Here is a 17,388-nt window from a genome sequence, read left to right on the forward strand (position 1 = left end):
CATTTCATTCGGTGATTTTACTATATTCAAGGAGTCAGGATGGATCAGGTTGTTTATGTTGCCAGCCCAGAAACCCAACAAATTCACGTTTGGGCGATGAATCAAGTGGGTGAACTCTCACTGCTGCAAACCGTGAGTACACCGGGGCAAGTGCAGCCAATGGTGGTGAGCCATGATAAAAAGCATCTGTATATCGGGGTCGGCCCTCACCTGAGTGTTGTGACCTATGATATTGAGCCTCAAGGCACATTACATTTTAAAGCACAAACCTGCGTGCCGGGAAAACCTGTGCATTTATCGTTGGATAACAGCGGTAAATTTTTGTTTGTTCCTTCTTACCACCAGCACAATTTAACGGTATTACCGATTGGCAGTGACGGTATTGCTGGGGCTCCAATTCAAGTTATCGAAGGATTACGTCATCCGCATTCATCCCATATGGACGCTGATAATCAGCAGTTGTGGGTGCCATGTTTAGGCGAAGATCATATTCGTTTATTTGATTTGGCAAATAATGGTTATCTCACCGAAGCCACAGCCGATCAAATCACGACAGCGCCAAAAGCGGGGCCTCGTCATTTAGCGCTGCACCCTCAAGAAAAAGTGATTTACTGTTTGAATGAACTGGATTCGACCATTAACGTTTATCATAAATTTACGCGTTACCGTGAAATGCAGAATGTCGCGTTGTACCCAGCGGGTAATCAGAGCCAGCGCTGGGCGGCGGATATTCATATCACGCCAAATGGCCGTCATTTATATGCGAGTGAACGTTCAGAAAGTTACTTGGCTCACTATAAAGTGTCTGAGAATGGGGACGAGTTAAGTTTAGTCGGACGATACCCAACGCAAGCGCAGCCTCGTGGTTTTAATATTGACCCGTCAGGTCGTTTCTTGGTATCGAGTGGACAAAAATCCGAGCATATTTCAGTGTCAGAGATTAATTCTATCACTGGAGAATTAACAGAATTAGCGCGTTATAAAGCCTCTGTAGGCTGTATGTGGGTGACATTCCGTTAAAGGTTGAGCAAGTGTCGCTGAGTGGATAGCTCAGCGACATTTTACGTTAAGCGGCAAGCACTTTTTCCATTGCTCGAGTTATTTTGCTCAGTTGTTCTGAGGTAATAATATACGGCGGCATCACATAAATCAGTTTACCAAATGGGCGAACCCAAACACCTTCTTCAACAAAAATCTTCTGTAATTCAGCCGTATTGACCGGTTGCTTCATCTCAATCACCCCAATAGTGCCTAGCACACGAACATCTTGAACACTTGAATAACGGGCAAGGGGAAGTAACTCCGTTCTCAGTTGCTGCTCAATATTGGCAACAGTCTCTTGCCATGGGCTTTCTAGCAATAATTTCAAACTGGCATTGGCCACAGCACAGGCTAATGGATTTCCCATAAAGGTCGGTCCGTGCATAAAGCAGCCTGCTTCCCCATTACTGATGGTTTCCGCTACATGGCGGGTGGCAATAGTGGCAGAGAGCGTCATATAGCCCCCGGTCAAACCTTTGCCTAGGCACATGATATCAGGTGAAATTTCCGCATGCTGGCAAGCAAATAATTTTCCAGTGCGACCAAACCCCGTGGCGATTTCATCCGCAATCAGTAGTAATCCATACTGGTCGCATAGCTCACGAACGCCTTTGAGATAATTTGGGTGATAGAAACGCATTCCGCCTGCACCTTGAACGATGGGTTCGAGGATGATCGCGGCAATGTCTTGATGGTTATAGGCAAGTTGATGTTTGAGTGGCTGAAGATCATTTTCATTCCACTCATCATGGAAACCACACTGAGGCGCGTCGACAAAAATATGGGGTGGCAAATAACCTTTGTATAAACCGTGCATGGAATTATCAGGATCACAAACCGCCATCGCACCAAAAGTATCACCATGATAACCATGACGTAAAGTGAGAATTCGCTGGCGTTTTTCACCGCGAGCTTGCCAGTATTGCAGTGCCATCTTTAATGAAACTTCTACGGCGACTGAGCCAGAATCTGCAAGAAAAACACACTCTAATGGCTCTGGGGTGATGGCTACCAGCTGTTTGCATAATGCTATGGCAGGTGGATGGGTAATGCCTCCAAACATCACATGGGACATTTTCGCCAGTTGGTCGGTGACCGCTTGATTGAGTATCGGATGATTATAGCCATGGAGGGTTGCCCACCACGATGACATCCCGTCAATCAACCTTCTACCATCTTCCATAATCAGTTCCGCACCTTCTGCGGCAACGATTGGGTAGGCAGGAATAGGGTGGCTCATTGAGGTGTAAGGATGCCAAATGTGCTTGGCATCAAAAGCAATATCGCAACTGTCCATGATTATCTTTCGTCAACTTTTTTTAGATCATTTAGTTGACATGATAATCGCAATATTTAAACTGGCAACAACTTTTTCAACTGGAGAGTTCCCGTGAGCCAACTAAAACAGTGGACAATAAAACAAGCTAACGAACTGTTTTCAATGCCGTTTTTCGAATTACTATTTCAAGCACAGCAAGTACATCGCCAACATTTTGACCCGCAACAAGTGCAAGTGAGCACGTTGCTGTCTATCAAAACAGGGGCATGTCCTGAAGATTGTAAGTATTGCGCTCAGAGTGCGCGGTATAAAACGGGCTTAGAAACTGAGCGCTTGATGGAAGTCCAGCAAGTGGTTGAATCGGCGAAAAAAGCGAAAAATGCCGGTTCTACGCGTTTTTGTATGGGGGCTGCATGGCGTAACCCGAAAGAGCGTGATATGCCTTACCTTGAAATGATGGTTAAGGAAGTGAAAGCGTTAGGCATGGAAACGTGCATGACGCTGGGAATGATTGATGATTCACAAGCAGGTCGCTTAGCGGATGCGGGTTTGGATTACTATAACCATAACCTTGATACCTCACCGGAATATTACGGCAATATTATCACCACGCGAACTTACCAAGACCGTTTAGATACGCTGGATAACGTGCGTAATGCGGGAATTAAAGTTTGCTCTGGTGGGATTTTGGGCCTAGGTGAAAAAGTCAGTGACCGAGCCGCATTATTGGTGCAGCTGGCGAACTTGCCAAAACCACCGGAGAGTGTGCCGATCAATATGTTGATGAAGGTTGAAGGCACACCAATGGCTGATAATGACGATGTCGATCCTTTTGATTTTATTCGTACCATTGCGGTGGCGCGTATCATGATGCCAAGCTCCTATGTGCGTTTATCAGCAGGGCGTGAGCATATGAACGAGCAAACTCAGGCGCTGTGCTTCATGGCGGGTGCGAACTCTGTTTTCTATGGCTGCAAACTGTTAACCACGCCAAACCCTGACGAAAACAAAGATATTGCGCTGTTTAAAAAGCTAAATATCAACCCTGAGCGCATCGAAATGGAAGACGGGGAAGACCTGCAAGCAGCGAAATTAGCAAAAACTCTGTTAACCGCAGACAATGCGCAATTCTATAATGCGGCAGTCTGATGGTCTGGTCATCGTTTATCGATAGCCAATTGCAGAAGCGTAAAGACGCTTCTGCATGGCGTGAGCGCCGCTGTATCGAGAAAAGCTCTGGTCGGGAACTCCGTTTTCAAGGCAAAAGCTACCTTAATTTTTCTTCGAATGATTATTTAGGGCTTAGTCAACATCCCGAAATTATCTGCGCTTGGCAGCAAGGTGCGCAAGAGTACGGCGTTGGAAGTGGTGGTTCAGGACATATCACGGGATTTACCAAAGCCCATCAAGATGCGGAGCAGAAACTGGCAGATTGGTTAGGTTATCCTCGTGCCATTTTATTTATCTCTGGCTTTGCCGCTAACCATGCCTTGATCACCGCATTAATGACGGCGGAAGACCGTATTTTGGCTGACAAACTCAGCCATGCATCGCTGCTAGAAGGGGCTATGCATTCCCAAGCTCAGTTACGGCGCTTTAGCCACAATAGCGTTGAGTCCTTAGAAAAATTAATCAGCAAACCCCACACATCGAAAACGTTAGTGGTGACGGAAGGGGTGTTCAGCATGGATGGGGACAGTGCGCCACTTGATGAACTGCAAACACTGGCTCACGCCCACGATGCATGGTTGATGGTGGATGATGCTCATGGACTTGGGATCTGGGGTCAGCAAGGGCGTGGGAGCTGTGATGAATATGGTATTAAGCCCGATATTCTTGTGGCCACGTTTGGTAAAGCTGTTGGCGTTAGTGGGGCAGCGGTGTTGTGTGATGAACGCACCGCAGACTTTTTAATTCAAGCGGCTCGCCATCTTATTTACAGCACCTCAATGCCTCCGGCTCAAGCCGTCGCTATCTCGGCGGCGGTAGACAAAATTCAACAAGCGGACGAGCAGCGTGCTCAGTTACAGCGCAATATTCGCTATTTTAGGTGTCAGCTTAATTTACCGGATATGCAGCTGGTGGATTCAAATACGGCTATCCAACCGCTGATTGTCGGTGATAACGAAAAGAGTTTGCAGTTATCACAATTTTTACGCGAGAAAGGTATTTGGGTTCAAGCAATTAGACCGCCAACGGTTCCACCGGGTAGTGCCAGATTACGCATGACATTAAGTGCCGCTCATCAGCAAGACGATATTGACAAATTATTGGAGGCACTCAATGAGTTTGTCTTTGTGTCATGATGAGGCGAGTTTATCGCGAAATACTCGAGAAAAAGCCAAGATAGCTTCGGCATTTGGGCGTGCAGCTTCCCGTTATGATTCTCTAGCTAGCTATCAACAAAATAGCGGTAAGCAGCTGCTTAGCTTGTTAGAAAGCCACGGGGCAATAGAGACGCCTATGTTTTCTCAACAGGTATTAGATGCAGGCTGTGGGACAGGATTTTTTAGCCAAATTATCAAACAGCGTGGTGCATATGTCACGGCGCTTGACCTCTCTGCGGGTATGCTGGATGTCGCGCGAAATAAGCAAGCAGCGCATCGTTATGTGTGTGGGGATATGGACACGCTTCCTTTTGAGGATGCCAGTTTTGATTGGGTATTTTCGAATTTGGCCATTCAGTGGTGTGATGATTTATCTCATGCTCTAAGCGAATTATACCGCGTGACGAAGCCAGGAGGAATTATCGGTTTTACCACGTTAGCTGAGCATTCCCTTGGTGAGCTTTCAGAGGCTTGGAAAGTGTTGGATGATTCCCCTCATGTGAACCGGTTTCTGACGTATTCAAATATTGTTAAGAGCTGTCAGGCATGGCGTAGCCAACTTTATCAACAAGCGGATACGCTCTATTTTTCGAACCTCATTGAATTGCTTAATTCGGTGAAGGGGATCGGCGCAACTCACTTAACTGCGGGTCGCCAAGCGGGGCTGATGACACGTCAGCGTTTGCAGCAACTCAGCTCAGTATACCCAAATACCGAGAAAGGGCTGCCATTAACCTATCAAACTGTATTTGGAATGATTTATCGTGACTAAAACCTATTTTGTAACCGGAACCGATACTGAAATCGGCAAAACGATGTCGAGTTGTGCATTGTTACAAGCGGCTAATCTGCAAGGGCTGAAAACCGTAGGGTATAAGCCAGTTGCTTCAGGTAGCGAAATGACGGCACAAGGTTTGCGTAATAGCGATGCACTACAACTGCAAGCGAATAGCCTTGTCGTGGTGCCTTATGAGCAAATTAACCCCATCATTTTTGAAGCGCCGACGTCACCGCACATTGTCAGTGAAAAAACTGGACAGGCCATTGAGTTTTCTGTGATGACTCAAGGCTTAAGGCAACTGCAGAAGCAGGCTGAATGGGTATTAGTGGAAGGTGCTGGCGGCTGGTATACCCCATTATCTGCCGAACAAACCTACGCAGATTGGGTAGTTGAACAGCAGTTGCCCGTGATTTTGGTGGTTGGTGTGAAGCTTGGATGTATTAACCATGCGGTATTAACCGCACAAGCCGTGAAAGCCTCAGGGTTATCGTTAGTTGGCTGGGTTGCGAATGAAGTGGAGCCTGCGGGCACTTATCAACAAGAGTATCTCACTGCATTGAAGCGGATGATCGATGCGCCATGCTTAGGGATCATCCCACATATCGAAAGCCAATCTACCGATTCTGTAGGGCAATATTTAGACCTTTCCTTCCTTTAAGAGCTCTTAAAAATCCCCATAAACCCGCTATACAATTAGGTATGGCGGGAGTACGCTTTTTACTTGTTTTTGCCGATCTTTTTTAACGTTAATGATCCTTTTTTTGTCAAGTTTCATTGGGAAAATACTAAGTAGTTTCTGTAAAAAAACAGAATATTTTTCTTTTGTCACGAATGGAGAGTAAAAACACTTTCATCATTTCGCCATATTTCTGTCATTTTATCGCCAAACCGTAAAATGAGCATGTTACGGGAGTGCATGAGGCGGAAGGGCTTCCAGAGTTATCCACTATTTCTGTGGATAACCTTGTGAATTAACATTCAAAAACCATTCTGATGCTAGGTGACGAGCGGCTTTGCCTTTATTTGATGTGATTCTGGGCTTTTATATAATTTAGTTTAAATACAAATAGTTAAATAAAAGCAAGCGTTCTATTTAGATTTGCGTTAAAGCCAAAAAGTCTAAAAGCATAAAATATCTACTTTCAAAAAGGTCAAGTTTTATTTTGGGGATAACATTTTCGTAAACAGATTTCAACCTCATAAAAAAGGAAATTTATCGCCAGTACTTGAAGCTGGTTTTTTATCCAGTATCATAGGCGAGAGATTATTAAAGAGGCATAACTATGAGCAAGGATTTTAAACTGTATTCTGATTTTCAGCCGGGGGGCGATCAGCCTGAGGCGATTCGTAAATTAAGAGAAGGATTAGAAGATGGTCTTGCTCATCAAACCTTGTTAGGGGTTACGGGGTCAGGTAAAACTTTTACAATTGCGAATGTTATCGCTCAAGAAAATCGCCCTACGATGTTGATGGCGCATAACAAAACTTTAGCTGCGCAACTCTACAGCGAAATGAAAGCCTTCTTTCCTGAGAACGCAGTGGAGTATTTCGTTTCTTACTATGATTATTATCAGCCTGAAGCGTATGTCCCCAGCTCAGATACCTTTATTGAGAAAGATGCTTCGGTAAACGAACATATCGAACAGATGCGTTTGTCTGCAACCAAAGCCTTACTTGAGCGCCGTGATGTGATTGTAGTGGCATCCGTCTCTGCAATTTATGGGCTGGGGGATCCTGACAGCTATTTGAAAATGATGCTGCACTTGACTGACGGCATGATTATTGACCAGCGCTCTATTTTACGCCGCCTCGCAGACTTGCAATATAGCCGTAATGACCAAGCGTTTACGCGAGGAACTTTCCGCGTTCGTGGTGAAGTCATTGATATTTTCCCTGCTGAATCCGATGAGTATGCACTGAGAGTCGAGCTTTTCGATGATGAAGTGGAGCGATTATCGCTGTTTGATCCGTTAACCGGGGCGATTCAGCATCGGGTGCCGCGCTTTACCGTCTACCCGAAAACTCACTACGTGACGCCAAGAGAACGAATTCTTGAGGCGATGGAAAATATCAAAGTCGAGTTAGCCGATAGACGCAAAGTGCTGTTAGAGAATCATAAGCTACTGGAAGAGCAGCGAGTCACTCAGCGCACCCAATTTGATTTGGAAATGATGAACGAGCTGGGCTACTGCTCAGGCATTGAAAACTATTCACGTTATCTCTCTGGGCGGGCCCCGGGCGAGCCACCACCAACATTATTCGATTACCTACCTGCGGATGGATTGTTGGTTGTGGATGAATCACACGCGACAATCCCGCAAATTGGCGCGATGTATAAAGGTGACCGTTCCCGCAAAGAAACTCTTGTAGAGTATGGTTTTCGACTGCCTTCTGCCCTCGATAACCGTCCAATGCGGTTTGAAGAGTTTGAAGCCTTAGCACCTCAAACTATCTATGTCTCTGCGACACCAGGTAATTACGAGCTGGATAAGTCGGGACAGGAAGTGATTGAGCAGGTAGTTAGACCGACAGGGCTGCTTGATCCGCTAATTGAAGTTCGTCCGGTGGCAACGCAGGTGGATGACTTGCTATCTGAAATTCGTATTCGCGTTCAGAAACAGGAGCGCGTGTTGGTCACCACCTTAACCAAACGTATGGCGGAAGACCTCACCGAATATTTAGAAGAGCATGGGGAGCGTGTTCGCTATCTACACTCAGATATCGACACGGTAGAACGAGTTGAAATCATTCGTGATTTGCGCCTTGGTGAATTTGATGTACTAGTTGGGATCAACTTATTGCGAGAAGGTTTGGATATGCCAGAAGTTTCGCTGGTGGCTATTCTTGATGCTGATAAGGAAGGTTTCTTACGTTCAGAACGTTCATTGATCCAAACTATTGGCCGTGCGGCGCGTAACTTGAACGGTAAAGCAATTTTATACGGTGACCGGATCACTAACTCCATGGCGAAAGCGATCGCAGAAACCGAACGACGCCGAGCCAAACAGATGGCGTTTAACGAGGCCCATGGCATCACGCCTAAAGGCTTGAATAAGAAAGTAGGGGATATCCTCCAGATTGGTCACAAAGTGGGTGGCAAAGGGAAAGGGCGTGGCAAAGAGAGTATCAAAGATGAATCTCTACTTAATATTCAATCCATGTCAACGAAAGAGCTGGAGCAGCGTATTTCTCAATTGGAAACGCAGATGTATAAACATGCTCAAGATTTGGAATTTGAGGCCGCTGCAAGGGTTCGAGATGAGTTACAAACATTACGAAACCAATTTATCGCCAATTCGTAATTTTTAATAATCGTTAAAAAATACGCTAATTTATTAAGAGCCTCTTAGCGCTGCAATATGCAGGTTAAGGGGCTTTTTTATGAATGAAATAAGTTAGTAAAATCATTTATAACAACAAGTTAGTCCGTCAAGTAATTTACAGTAATTAGGACTAACTTTTTCTCATTCCCCTCAAAATATTGGTTAGTATCTCGTCATCTTCCGAACCAAGATGAGGCCAAGATGGCGACCCAATCAATTGTAGCTCCTCATGATTCAACCTTTAAAGGCTTTATGAGCAAAGTGGATAATGCGCGGGATTTTTTTGAAGTCCATCTTCCTCATCGCATTAAGCACCTCTGCAATTTTGATACCTTGAAGTTAGCCAGCGCTTCATTTGTGGATAAAACGCTGCGCTCTCGTTTTTCGGACATGCTCTATTCCGTGCAAACGCTCAAGGGTAAAGGGTATTTTTACTTTTTAGTGGAGCACCAATCTTCCCCCGATAAGCTGATGGGCTGGCGGTTGATGCATTATGCATTTTGCGCGATGAATCAACATTTGCAGCAAGGGCACCAAACTCTGCCGTTGGTGGTTCCCATCTTGTTTTATCATGGGAATCAATCCCCTTATCCCTATTCCCAATCATGGACGGATTGCTTTGAGTGGCCTGATTTAGCTCGTAGTTTGTATTGCAATCCACTGCCGCTTGTGGATGTGACAGTGGCAAGTGACGACGAAATTGTGAATCACCGAAAAGTTGCTGCGATGGAGTTAGTTTTAAAGCATGCATCTCTACAGGGTGACGTATTCGGATTATCGGAACGATTAGTTCAGGTACTCAACAATAATCAAAATCATCAAGATGATGTTATTTTGGTTATTAATTACCTCTTTAGCGTTATGGACACACCTGCTTATACCCATATAGTAAAAAGGTTGGTTGAGCGAACAGAAGAGCATCAGGAGACCGTGATGAATATTGCACAGCGATTGAGAAATGAAGGAAGAGAAGAAGCTCGACAAGAAGAGCAGGAGAAGGCCAGACAACGTACTTATGCCCAAGTTTTGACCAGTTTAAGTTTAGGTTTAAACATTGATGTTATTAGTCAAATTACAGGCTTATCCCCGACAGAAATCGAAGCAATGCATTAATACATAATTTATTAATACATAAAGAAAACTGAGTTCAGTGAGAAACTGAACTCAGTCATATTTTTAGTCGAATTTTTTTAGCGAGATTAAGCGTTAGCTAACTGACCTTTTACGATTACCGATTGACGGTTACGCTCAAGTTCCAATGCGCCTAAGTGGGACAGCACACAGAAGATAATGCAGCAAACAATACCCCCTAAGAGCAGATAGAAACCTGCATGCCAACCCATACGGTCAACCACGAAACCAAATAAGCTAGTACCTAAAGTTGCGCCAAGGATATAGCTCATAAAACCACGTAAACCGACCGCTGAACCAACTGCGAAGCTAGGCACGATTTCCATCGTTTGTACTGAAGCTAAGAACTGAGGCACATAGATTAAGCAACCAACTACTGCTGCAAAGAAGGTGACGACAGCTAATGATTGGCTCTGCCAGTAACCGATAAGGCAGAAGAAAATCAGTATCATACAGACAATAGCTAACGGCATTCTACGGCCTTTAAACAGTTTATCTGTTAACCAACCTGCTAATAAAGTGGATGGAATGGCTGCCCATTCGAAGAATAAAAATGCCACGCTCATTTGATCTTTAGAGAAGTTTTTCTCTGTCAGCAGGTAGATTGGTAGCCAGCTGATCACGCCGAAACGTACCATATACACAAAGACATCAACAAAAGAGATATACCACGCATTTTTGTTTTTCAGTACATAGGTACAGAAAATTTGGAAGGCGCTCATGTTCTCTGGTGATTGCTCTTTTTGCGCTGAAGTTAGGATCACTTTTTCTTCTGGCATCATTTGGTCAAGTGCAGGTAAACCTTCTTGTTTTGGGGAACCTTTACCTAATACCAACACAACCCCTGCAAATAAAATCGCAATACAGGCGGGAACCATGTAACTCGCACTTTGCCAGTGCTCTGTTCCTAATACGGCGAAAGCGGCACCAACGATTGGAGCAACAATACCCCCACCCACGTTATGAGAAATATTCCAGAATGCGCCGATACGGCCACGTTCACGACGCGGGAACCAGTTTGCTATGGTGATAAATGATGGGCCCACGCCCATACCTTGGAACATACCATTTAGCACAACAAAACCAACAAATAACCAGAATGCATTACTAAATCCCATTCCGAAGTTGACGATGGCGCACAGGATCAGCCCAAATGCCATAAATGCTTTTGGGCTGGCTTTATCGGCAAGGCTACTCATCACGCCTTTGCTGATCCCGTAAGCAATTAGCATGCAGCTGGTTAATAGACCAATTTGAGTGGTACTTAAATCTAAGTTTTCTTTCAAATACGGGGTAGAGAGCGTGAAGTTGTTACGAACAATATAGTAAGCCAAATAACCTAAGAAAACGCTGAGCAGTGCTTGAACACGATAGCGTTTATAGGCGGCAGGAACTTTTTCTGGTGCAATTTGTTTTTTTGCCGTGGCTGGCGTTAAAAATGACAGCATAGGTTCACCTGTGAAATAGAGTAAAAAGAAATTCCCTGATGTTTTTTGTCGTTTTATTTCTGACAGACTCATCATGTTCTTGTTAAAAAAATATCGCAATATTAATGGTTTGGGTCAAAATTGACCCAATTTTGTATAGTGACGAGTCAAATTGACCCATTCATAAATTAACGGGAATGGAATTCAAAAAATGAACAACTAAGGGTTGATTTAATCGCGTAACAATGAGAATAAAGCGGGTAAGTTTTGTCGTGTGCGCATAAATCCGAAAAGGGTAAAATTTGTCTCAAATGCACTTTTTGACAAACTCACACTATTGTTACTTTCTTTGATATGAATCACATCTACCCAGGGGATGACTATGCTCATGAGACTAATAACACCAATTCGTCCACTGATAATGCAGGTCTGTTTTTTTATTATCTGGTTAAGCGGTGTGGGAAATAGCTATGCGAAAAATGATGAATTAGTAATAGCGACAACATTTTCACCCGAAGCGACACAAGCGATTGTCACAAATTGGAATGCGCGAGAGGATGCTATACCTATTCGCACGATAAACCGAACCAGTGCGTCATTAGAGCGTTTGTTAGATACCTATGCTTTGGAAAATGTGGATCTGATACTGACCTCCTCACCGATGCTGATGCACCATTTACAGCAGCATAATCGGTTGAGTGCATTGCCGGATATTCCTGAGTATTCCCAGCGCTTAATTCCTGAATCTTTAAAAGGTTCTGTTGCTGCGGTGGCATTTTCTGGATATGGCATTTTGACTAACCGAAAATGGATGGAGCAAAACAAATTGCCCATTCCCAAGACATGGGATGACCTGACAAATAGCCAATATCAAGGCTCATTACTGATAAGCAGTCCATCTCGCTCTGATACTTATCATTTAATGATAGAGTCGCTATTACAGCAGCGAGGGTGGGAAGATGGATGGCGTATTTTACTGGGAATGTCGGGGAATTTAGCCACTGTTTCATCCCGCAGTTTTGGCGTTGCCGATAAAATCAAAGTGGGGCTTGGCGGGGCTGCACCGATTATTGATAACTACGCAAATGTGCTATTAGCCGACCCTGAACTCGAGTTTCATTATCTGCCTGATTCAGCCACATCACCGACGTTTATTGCGATCACTCGCCACAGTTTAGCGCCAGAAAAAGCACGAAAACTGATTGATTTTTTACTCAGTGAACAAGGGCAAAAAGTGTTTGCAGACAGCAGCACAGGAAAATACCCAGTTACTCCTCTTGAGGATGATAACCCTCGAAAAGCGCAGCAAAATCAACTGTTAGATTCACCTAAACCCCTGGATGTTCATTTGGTATTACAGCGTCAGCGGTTAGTTCAGCAACTGTTTGATGCGGCTATTACATTTCGTTTAACGGAATCGAAAGATGCTTGGCGCGCGGTGTATATGGCGGAAGCGAAGTTAAAGCATTCTTTACCCGAGGTTCGAGCGTTACTGACGGCGATGCCAGTCAATGCGAAAGAAAGTGAGGATCCCGCTTACTATTCGCGCTTTGAAGATAATCGCAAAGCGGAAGAGGAATATATGCGCTGGCAGCATTTCTTTCAGGAGCAGCAACGCCAAGCCATCAGTGTATTGGAAGCGATTAAATGAAAACATCGATAGTGAAATTGATGGGGCGCTTCAGCATTACGGCTATTTTACGTGGCGCATTTATTGCAGGAGCCTTGATGACACTGATCGTCAGTTGCGTCAGCTTGTATGCATGGCAAGAGCAAAATAAGCAGATCCGCTACGCTCTTGGGGACTATTTTCCCAAAATGCAGGCTTCATTCTTGATTGAAGGGCAGCTAAATACCTTAGTTAATGAATTAAACGAGTTTTTAAAAGCGCCAAACACAGCAACAAGATTGCAATTACGTAACCAGATCACAGCACATTTAACGCAAATAGCCGCATTTAATCAACAGTTAAATGGGCAAGATCAGCAGCAAATTTCTGCCATTTTGACGCAAAGTCAGGATCTTTTGCAGCGATTGGATAAGGCACTATATGCCCTGTTTTTAGCACGGGAAAAAATTAATACATTATCTTCTCGGATCAACTGGTTACATGACGATTTTAGTACGGAGCTTAACTCGTTATCGCAAGATATCAGCCTACAACAAGGCTCTTTACTGGACAAAATTGAACAAGACCCATTGCAAGCCAAAGGGCTGCAAAGTCGGTTACGTAACGTGCAAGGGGAATTGCAGTTAATTTATACACTGGCACGTTTGGAAGAGCAGATCACTAATATTTTGACGGGACGTTTGAAGGATATACAAGGGGATAATGCTTTTGATGACCCCATCGATATTGGCGGTTATGCCCGTTATTTAGGGTACTTAAAAACAAATTTTGCAGCCAATGAAGAGGCGTTGAATTTATATCCAAGTTCAGTAACGCTGCGTCAAACCATCGATGAGTTATTAGATATCGGCCTTTCTGATAACCAAATGCTTGAAGTCCTACAAAATTATCAAACAGCGCAAAGAGCCTTAAATGAAGCGACGACCAAAAAGGAGAAAATTTTGGCTGATTTTCGCTCTCAGCTTGATTTGCAACTTGGAAGTAGCCACTTTCAGCTACAAACGCTAAACCAGCGTTTAGCGAACATTATGTCGTGGAGTGGCACAATTATTATTATTACTGCAGGTTTGGCATTACTGCTGGTATTGCTGTTCAATATGCTGTTTATTCGTCCTCGCTTAGTCAAACGCTTTACCGCATTAAACCAAGCTGTAGCTCGGATCAGTATTGGGGATTTGACGACCCATATTCCCGTCGAAGGTCGCGATGAGTTAGGGCGGATTGGTACACTGCTACAACGCAGCATTGCTCAAATTAATCAACAAAAAACTCAGTTAGAACAAGAGATTGCAGAGCGTAAGGAAATAGAAGAAAACTTACGAACTACGCAAAATGAGCTGATTCAAACGGCAAAACTTGCCGTAGTGGGACAGACGATGACCACTTTAGCCCACGAAATTAATCAACCGCTAAATGCTCTCTCGATGCACCTGTTTATGGCCAAAAAAGGGTTGCCAGAGCATGGTAATGACACCTCGTTGATAGCGATAAATAAGTCAGAGCAACTTGTGGCTCGAATGGATGGTATTGTGCGTTCACTGCGCCAATTCGCTCGTAAGCGTGATGATAATGAGCAATTACAACCGGTGAGTTTACGTCAATCTATTCAAAGCGCTTGGGATGTTCTGAAGCTTCAACATAAAACCCGCAAAGTGATATTAAGTTATCCCGATATATTGCCTAAGGTACTGGGGGATGAAATTGGCATTCAGCAGGTGTTGGTTAACTTGCTTTCTAACGCGCTTGATGCCAGTCCCACAGAGGCAGAAATCACCGTTGATTACAGCGAAATCGCCGATAAGCTGCTATTGACCTTGTGTGATAACGGAACGGGTTGGCCACTGCATTTAGCGGATACATTAATGAAACCCTTTACGACAAGCAAAGAGATTGGGCTGGGGGTTGGGTTATCCATTAGCCAATCGATTATGCAGCAAATTGGTGGTGAGTTGAGAATCGCTTCTACGTTGCGTGGCAATGGGTGTGTAATTTTAGAATTTAAAAAGGTACTTGAAGATGCTTGATGACAACCATGACATATTGCTGATTGATGATGATAAAGATGTATTGGAAGCGTATTGTCTATTACTCGAACAAGCGGGGTACCGAGTTTATGCGTGTGATAACCCATTGACAGCAAAAGAGTTAGTCCACCGCGATTGGTGCGGCATTGTTCTTAGCGATGTGTGTATGCCGGAATGTTCGGGTATCGAGCTGATGACACTATTTCTCGCCAAAGACAAACATCTCCCTGTGGTATTGATCACTGGGCATGGGGATGTACCAATGGCGGTGGAAGCGGTCAAAATGGGGGCATGGGATTTTCTACAAAAACCGATTAACCCGGAATATCTTTTAGAACAAGTCGCCAAAGCGTTGGTGGCGCGTAAGCAGCGTGTATTGCAGCGTCGGTGGGGCAAAAATCAATTGATGCTCAATTTTGTCGGGAGCAGTGAATGGTCACTGCAAGTTCGCGGGCAGCTTCAAGGTTTATCAGAAACCCTTGCCGCCGTATTCTTACAAGGAGAGTTAGGTAGCGGTCGCACTTATTTAGCTCGCTACCTGCATCAAATCAGTACACCGCAGCATGCGCCATTGGTGATCAAAACATTATTAACTGAGCAAGAAATTCCTGTTGAAACATGGATCTCGGAGGCACACTCAGGAACGTTAGTGATTAAGAATATTGAGTTACTCCCTGTGAACCAACAACGTTATTTAGTTCAGCATTTACAGCAAGACCAACGGGGATTTCGCTTGATTGGGATTTCGGATAAGCCGCTGCTCACATTGACTAAACAGCAGCAAATCATCGCTGAACTTTATTATTATTTTTCATTAACCCAAGTGAATTGCTTGCCACTATCCCAGCGTAAGGCGGATATTTCGGTTTTATTCCAGTACTATTTAGAGCTGGCTTGTGCTCGATTGAATCAACAATTGCCTGAACTGGATGAGTCTTTTGTTAAAAAACTGAGCCGCCGTCATTGGCCAGGAAATGTGACGGAGTTAGCCAACGCAGCGGAGCTATATGCGGTTGGAATTATGCCGATGGGGGAGACCGCGAATCCGTTATTAACGTCGGTAGCGCCAACGGCATTAGATCAGCAAATTGAAAATTATGAACGGCAGATTATTACGGAAGCGCTGAATATTCATCAAGGGCGAATTAACGATGTATCGGAATATCTGCAAATGCCACGGAAAAAACTCTATTTGCGGATGAAAAAATATGGGTTAGACAAGCACCATTATCGGACTTAAATAGAGACAGTTGCAGGAATTAACCTGCAACTTGAAATTTCAGTGAATTACAGAAGGGGAATGGTCTCTTCGATGGCGTTTAACAGTAAGTTTCTATCATGGCGATAAGGAACATCATCCGCCTCTAATATTCGTTGAGTCACTTTGCGCTCTTGGCGGATTGTCGTAACATCGGTACGTGGCCCAACAATCACCGCATCGATTTTTTTGCGTCCAATATAACGCTCCATCATCACTAATTTTTCAGGGAGTGTAAGGCTGGCGGCGGAGGTGCTAATTTCCTTCCCTAAATTACCGATATACACCATCGGCGCTTGGCTCTCTTTCAGGGCGCAGGCAATATCATCGAGTAATAACAGAGGCATTAAGCTGGTAAAAAAACTTCCGGGGCCGATTAAAATCAAATCTGCTCGATGGATAGCCTCAAGGGCTTCGATGGTTGCTTTAACGGGAGGGTATAAACGCAACTCTTGCGGTAACTCCTGCAAAGCATCTACGTTAACTTCACCGTAGACTTCATTGCCCATATCATCAATAGCCATCAGGTCTACTGGCGATTCAGACATCGGAATTAATTGCGCATCCACTTTCAGCATATTGCGGATTAAATTGATAGCTTCAAGTGGGCGAACACTTAAATGATCAAGGGATTTCAGCATTAGGTTACCGAGATTATGCCCTGATAATTCCCCTGTACCCGCAAATCGGTATTCAAACATCTTAGAGGCAATCGATGGCTCAGTAATCAACTGATTCAAGCAATTACGCATATCACCCCAAGCAATTCCCCCTTCAGAACGACGAATTCGCCCTGTAGAGCCACCATTATCCGTGGTGGTGACAATGCCAGTTAAACGGGAGCCTAAAGATGAGAGAGAAGACATCACTCGACCAAGTCCATGTCCACCGCCAAGGGCAACGACGTGATTAAGATTTGTCAAACTACGGTTTGGCATAGTGTTCCTATTTAAACTATCAATCTAGCTAAATTATCAATCTAGAATCAGTGCTAAAACAAAATTGGCGCTAATCTATCATAAAACACCATCTGAAGTTTACTTACTGTGATAAAAAACAATAAAAGAGAAACTTTTGGATTTTTCAGATGTTTGCACCAAAAATACAGGTTGCTAGTTCCCATTTGATGTTAATAATTATAGTATGTAAATAATTCTCATTTACATA

The 17,388-nt window shown here is 44.1% G+C and carries 13 protein-coding genes; 10 read left to right on the forward strand and 3 right to left on the reverse strand.

The annotated features are described in order from the left end of the window. Positions 1-39 precede the first annotated feature (39 nt). On the forward strand, positions 40-1,020 hold the full coding sequence (pgl, locus tag LDO73_RS05090) for a 6-phosphogluconolactonase (protein WP_224060474.1): 981 nt from the start codon (positions 40-42) through the stop codon (positions 1,018-1,020). A 46-nt stretch (positions 1,021-1,066) separates the two neighbouring features. On the opposite strand, the gene bioA is transcribed toward pgl, so the two are convergent. Beyond that, entirely contained in the window at positions 1,067-2,338 is a 1,272-nt protein-coding gene (gene bioA / locus LDO73_RS05095; RefSeq protein ID WP_224060475.1) for an adenosylmethionine--8-amino-7-oxononanoate transaminase, read from the reverse strand. A 93-nt stretch (positions 2,339-2,431) separates the two neighbouring features. On the opposite strand from bioA, the gene bioB reads away from it, so the two are divergent. From bioB to LDO73_RS05125, 6 genes are all read left to right on the forward strand, one after another. Then, positions 2,432-3,469: a biotin synthase BioB gene (bioB, locus tag LDO73_RS05100; RefSeq protein ID WP_224060476.1), complete on the forward strand. Its 1,038-nt coding sequence runs from the start codon at positions 2,432-2,434 to the stop codon at positions 3,467-3,469. Next, on the forward strand, positions 3,469-4,626 hold the full coding sequence (gene bioF, locus LDO73_RS05105) for an 8-amino-7-oxononanoate synthase (protein WP_224060477.1): 1,158 nt from the start codon (positions 3,469-3,471) through the stop codon (positions 4,624-4,626). Before bioB ends, bioF begins: the two co-directional genes overlap by 1 nt. Further along, the gene (bioC, locus tag LDO73_RS05110) at positions 4,604-5,419 is read left to right on the forward strand and encodes a malonyl-ACP O-methyltransferase BioC (protein ID WP_224060478.1); all 816 of its coding nucleotides are present in this window, start codon (positions 4,604-4,606) and stop codon (positions 5,417-5,419) included. The genes bioF and bioC overlap by 23 nt, the downstream gene beginning before the upstream one ends. Then, positions 5,412-6,086, forward strand: a complete 675-nt coding sequence (gene bioD, locus LDO73_RS05115) for a dethiobiotin synthase (RefSeq protein ID WP_224060479.1) — start codon at positions 5,412-5,414, stop codon at positions 6,084-6,086. The genes bioC and bioD overlap by 8 nt, the downstream gene beginning before the upstream one ends. A 625-nt stretch (positions 6,087-6,711) precedes the next feature. Then, entirely contained in the window at positions 6,712-8,730 is a 2,019-nt protein-coding gene (gene uvrB / locus LDO73_RS05120) for an excinuclease ABC subunit UvrB (RefSeq protein ID WP_224060480.1), read from the forward strand. Positions 8,731-8,952: 222 nt separating this feature from the next. Continuing rightward, positions 8,953-9,864, forward strand: coding sequence for an Rpn family recombination-promoting nuclease/putative transposase (locus tag LDO73_RS05125; protein WP_224060481.1), 912 nt, complete (start codon positions 8,953-8,955; stop codon positions 9,862-9,864). Positions 9,865-9,950: 86 nt separating this feature from the next. Here the strand turns inward: LDO73_RS05125 and pgtP are convergent, their stop codons facing one another. Continuing rightward, complete coding sequence (gene pgtP, locus LDO73_RS05130; RefSeq protein ID WP_224060482.1) at positions 9,951-11,330, reverse strand: phosphoglycerate transporter PgtP; 1,380 nt, start codon at positions 11,328-11,330, stop codon at positions 9,951-9,953. Between the two features lie 400 nt (positions 11,331-11,730). Here pgtP and LDO73_RS05135 point away from each other — a divergent pair, with 400 nt between their 5' ends. Genes LDO73_RS05135 through pgtA form a run of 3 tightly spaced genes read left to right on the forward strand, consistent with a single transcriptional unit; the run spans position 11,731 to position 16,203 of the window. Continuing rightward, complete coding sequence (locus LDO73_RS05135) at positions 11,731-12,960, forward strand: ABC transporter substrate-binding protein (RefSeq protein ID WP_224061135.1); 1,230 nt, start codon at positions 11,731-11,733, stop codon at positions 12,958-12,960. Beyond that, complete coding sequence (gene pgtB / locus LDO73_RS05140) at positions 12,957-14,963, forward strand: two-component system sensor histidine kinase PgtB (RefSeq protein ID WP_224060483.1); 2,007 nt, start codon at positions 12,957-12,959, stop codon at positions 14,961-14,963. The genes LDO73_RS05135 and pgtB overlap by 4 nt, the downstream gene beginning before the upstream one ends. Continuing rightward, complete coding sequence (gene pgtA, locus LDO73_RS05145; RefSeq protein WP_224060484.1) at positions 14,956-16,203, forward strand: two-component system response regulator PgtA; 1,248 nt, start codon at positions 14,956-14,958, stop codon at positions 16,201-16,203. The genes pgtB and pgtA overlap by 8 nt, the downstream gene beginning before the upstream one ends. Positions 16,204-16,250: 47 nt before the next feature. Here the strand turns inward: pgtA and yvcK are convergent, their stop codons facing one another. Continuing rightward, complete coding sequence (gene yvcK, locus LDO73_RS05150; RefSeq protein ID WP_224060485.1) at positions 16,251-17,159, reverse strand: uridine diphosphate-N-acetylglucosamine-binding protein YvcK; 909 nt, start codon at positions 17,157-17,159, stop codon at positions 16,251-16,253. Positions 17,160-17,388: the final 229 nt, after the last annotated feature.

Origin of the sequence: Providencia alcalifaciens, assembly GCF_915403165.1 — a bacterium.
Classification (GTDB): Bacteria; Pseudomonadota; Gammaproteobacteria; order Enterobacterales; family Enterobacteriaceae; genus Providencia; species Providencia alcalifaciens_C.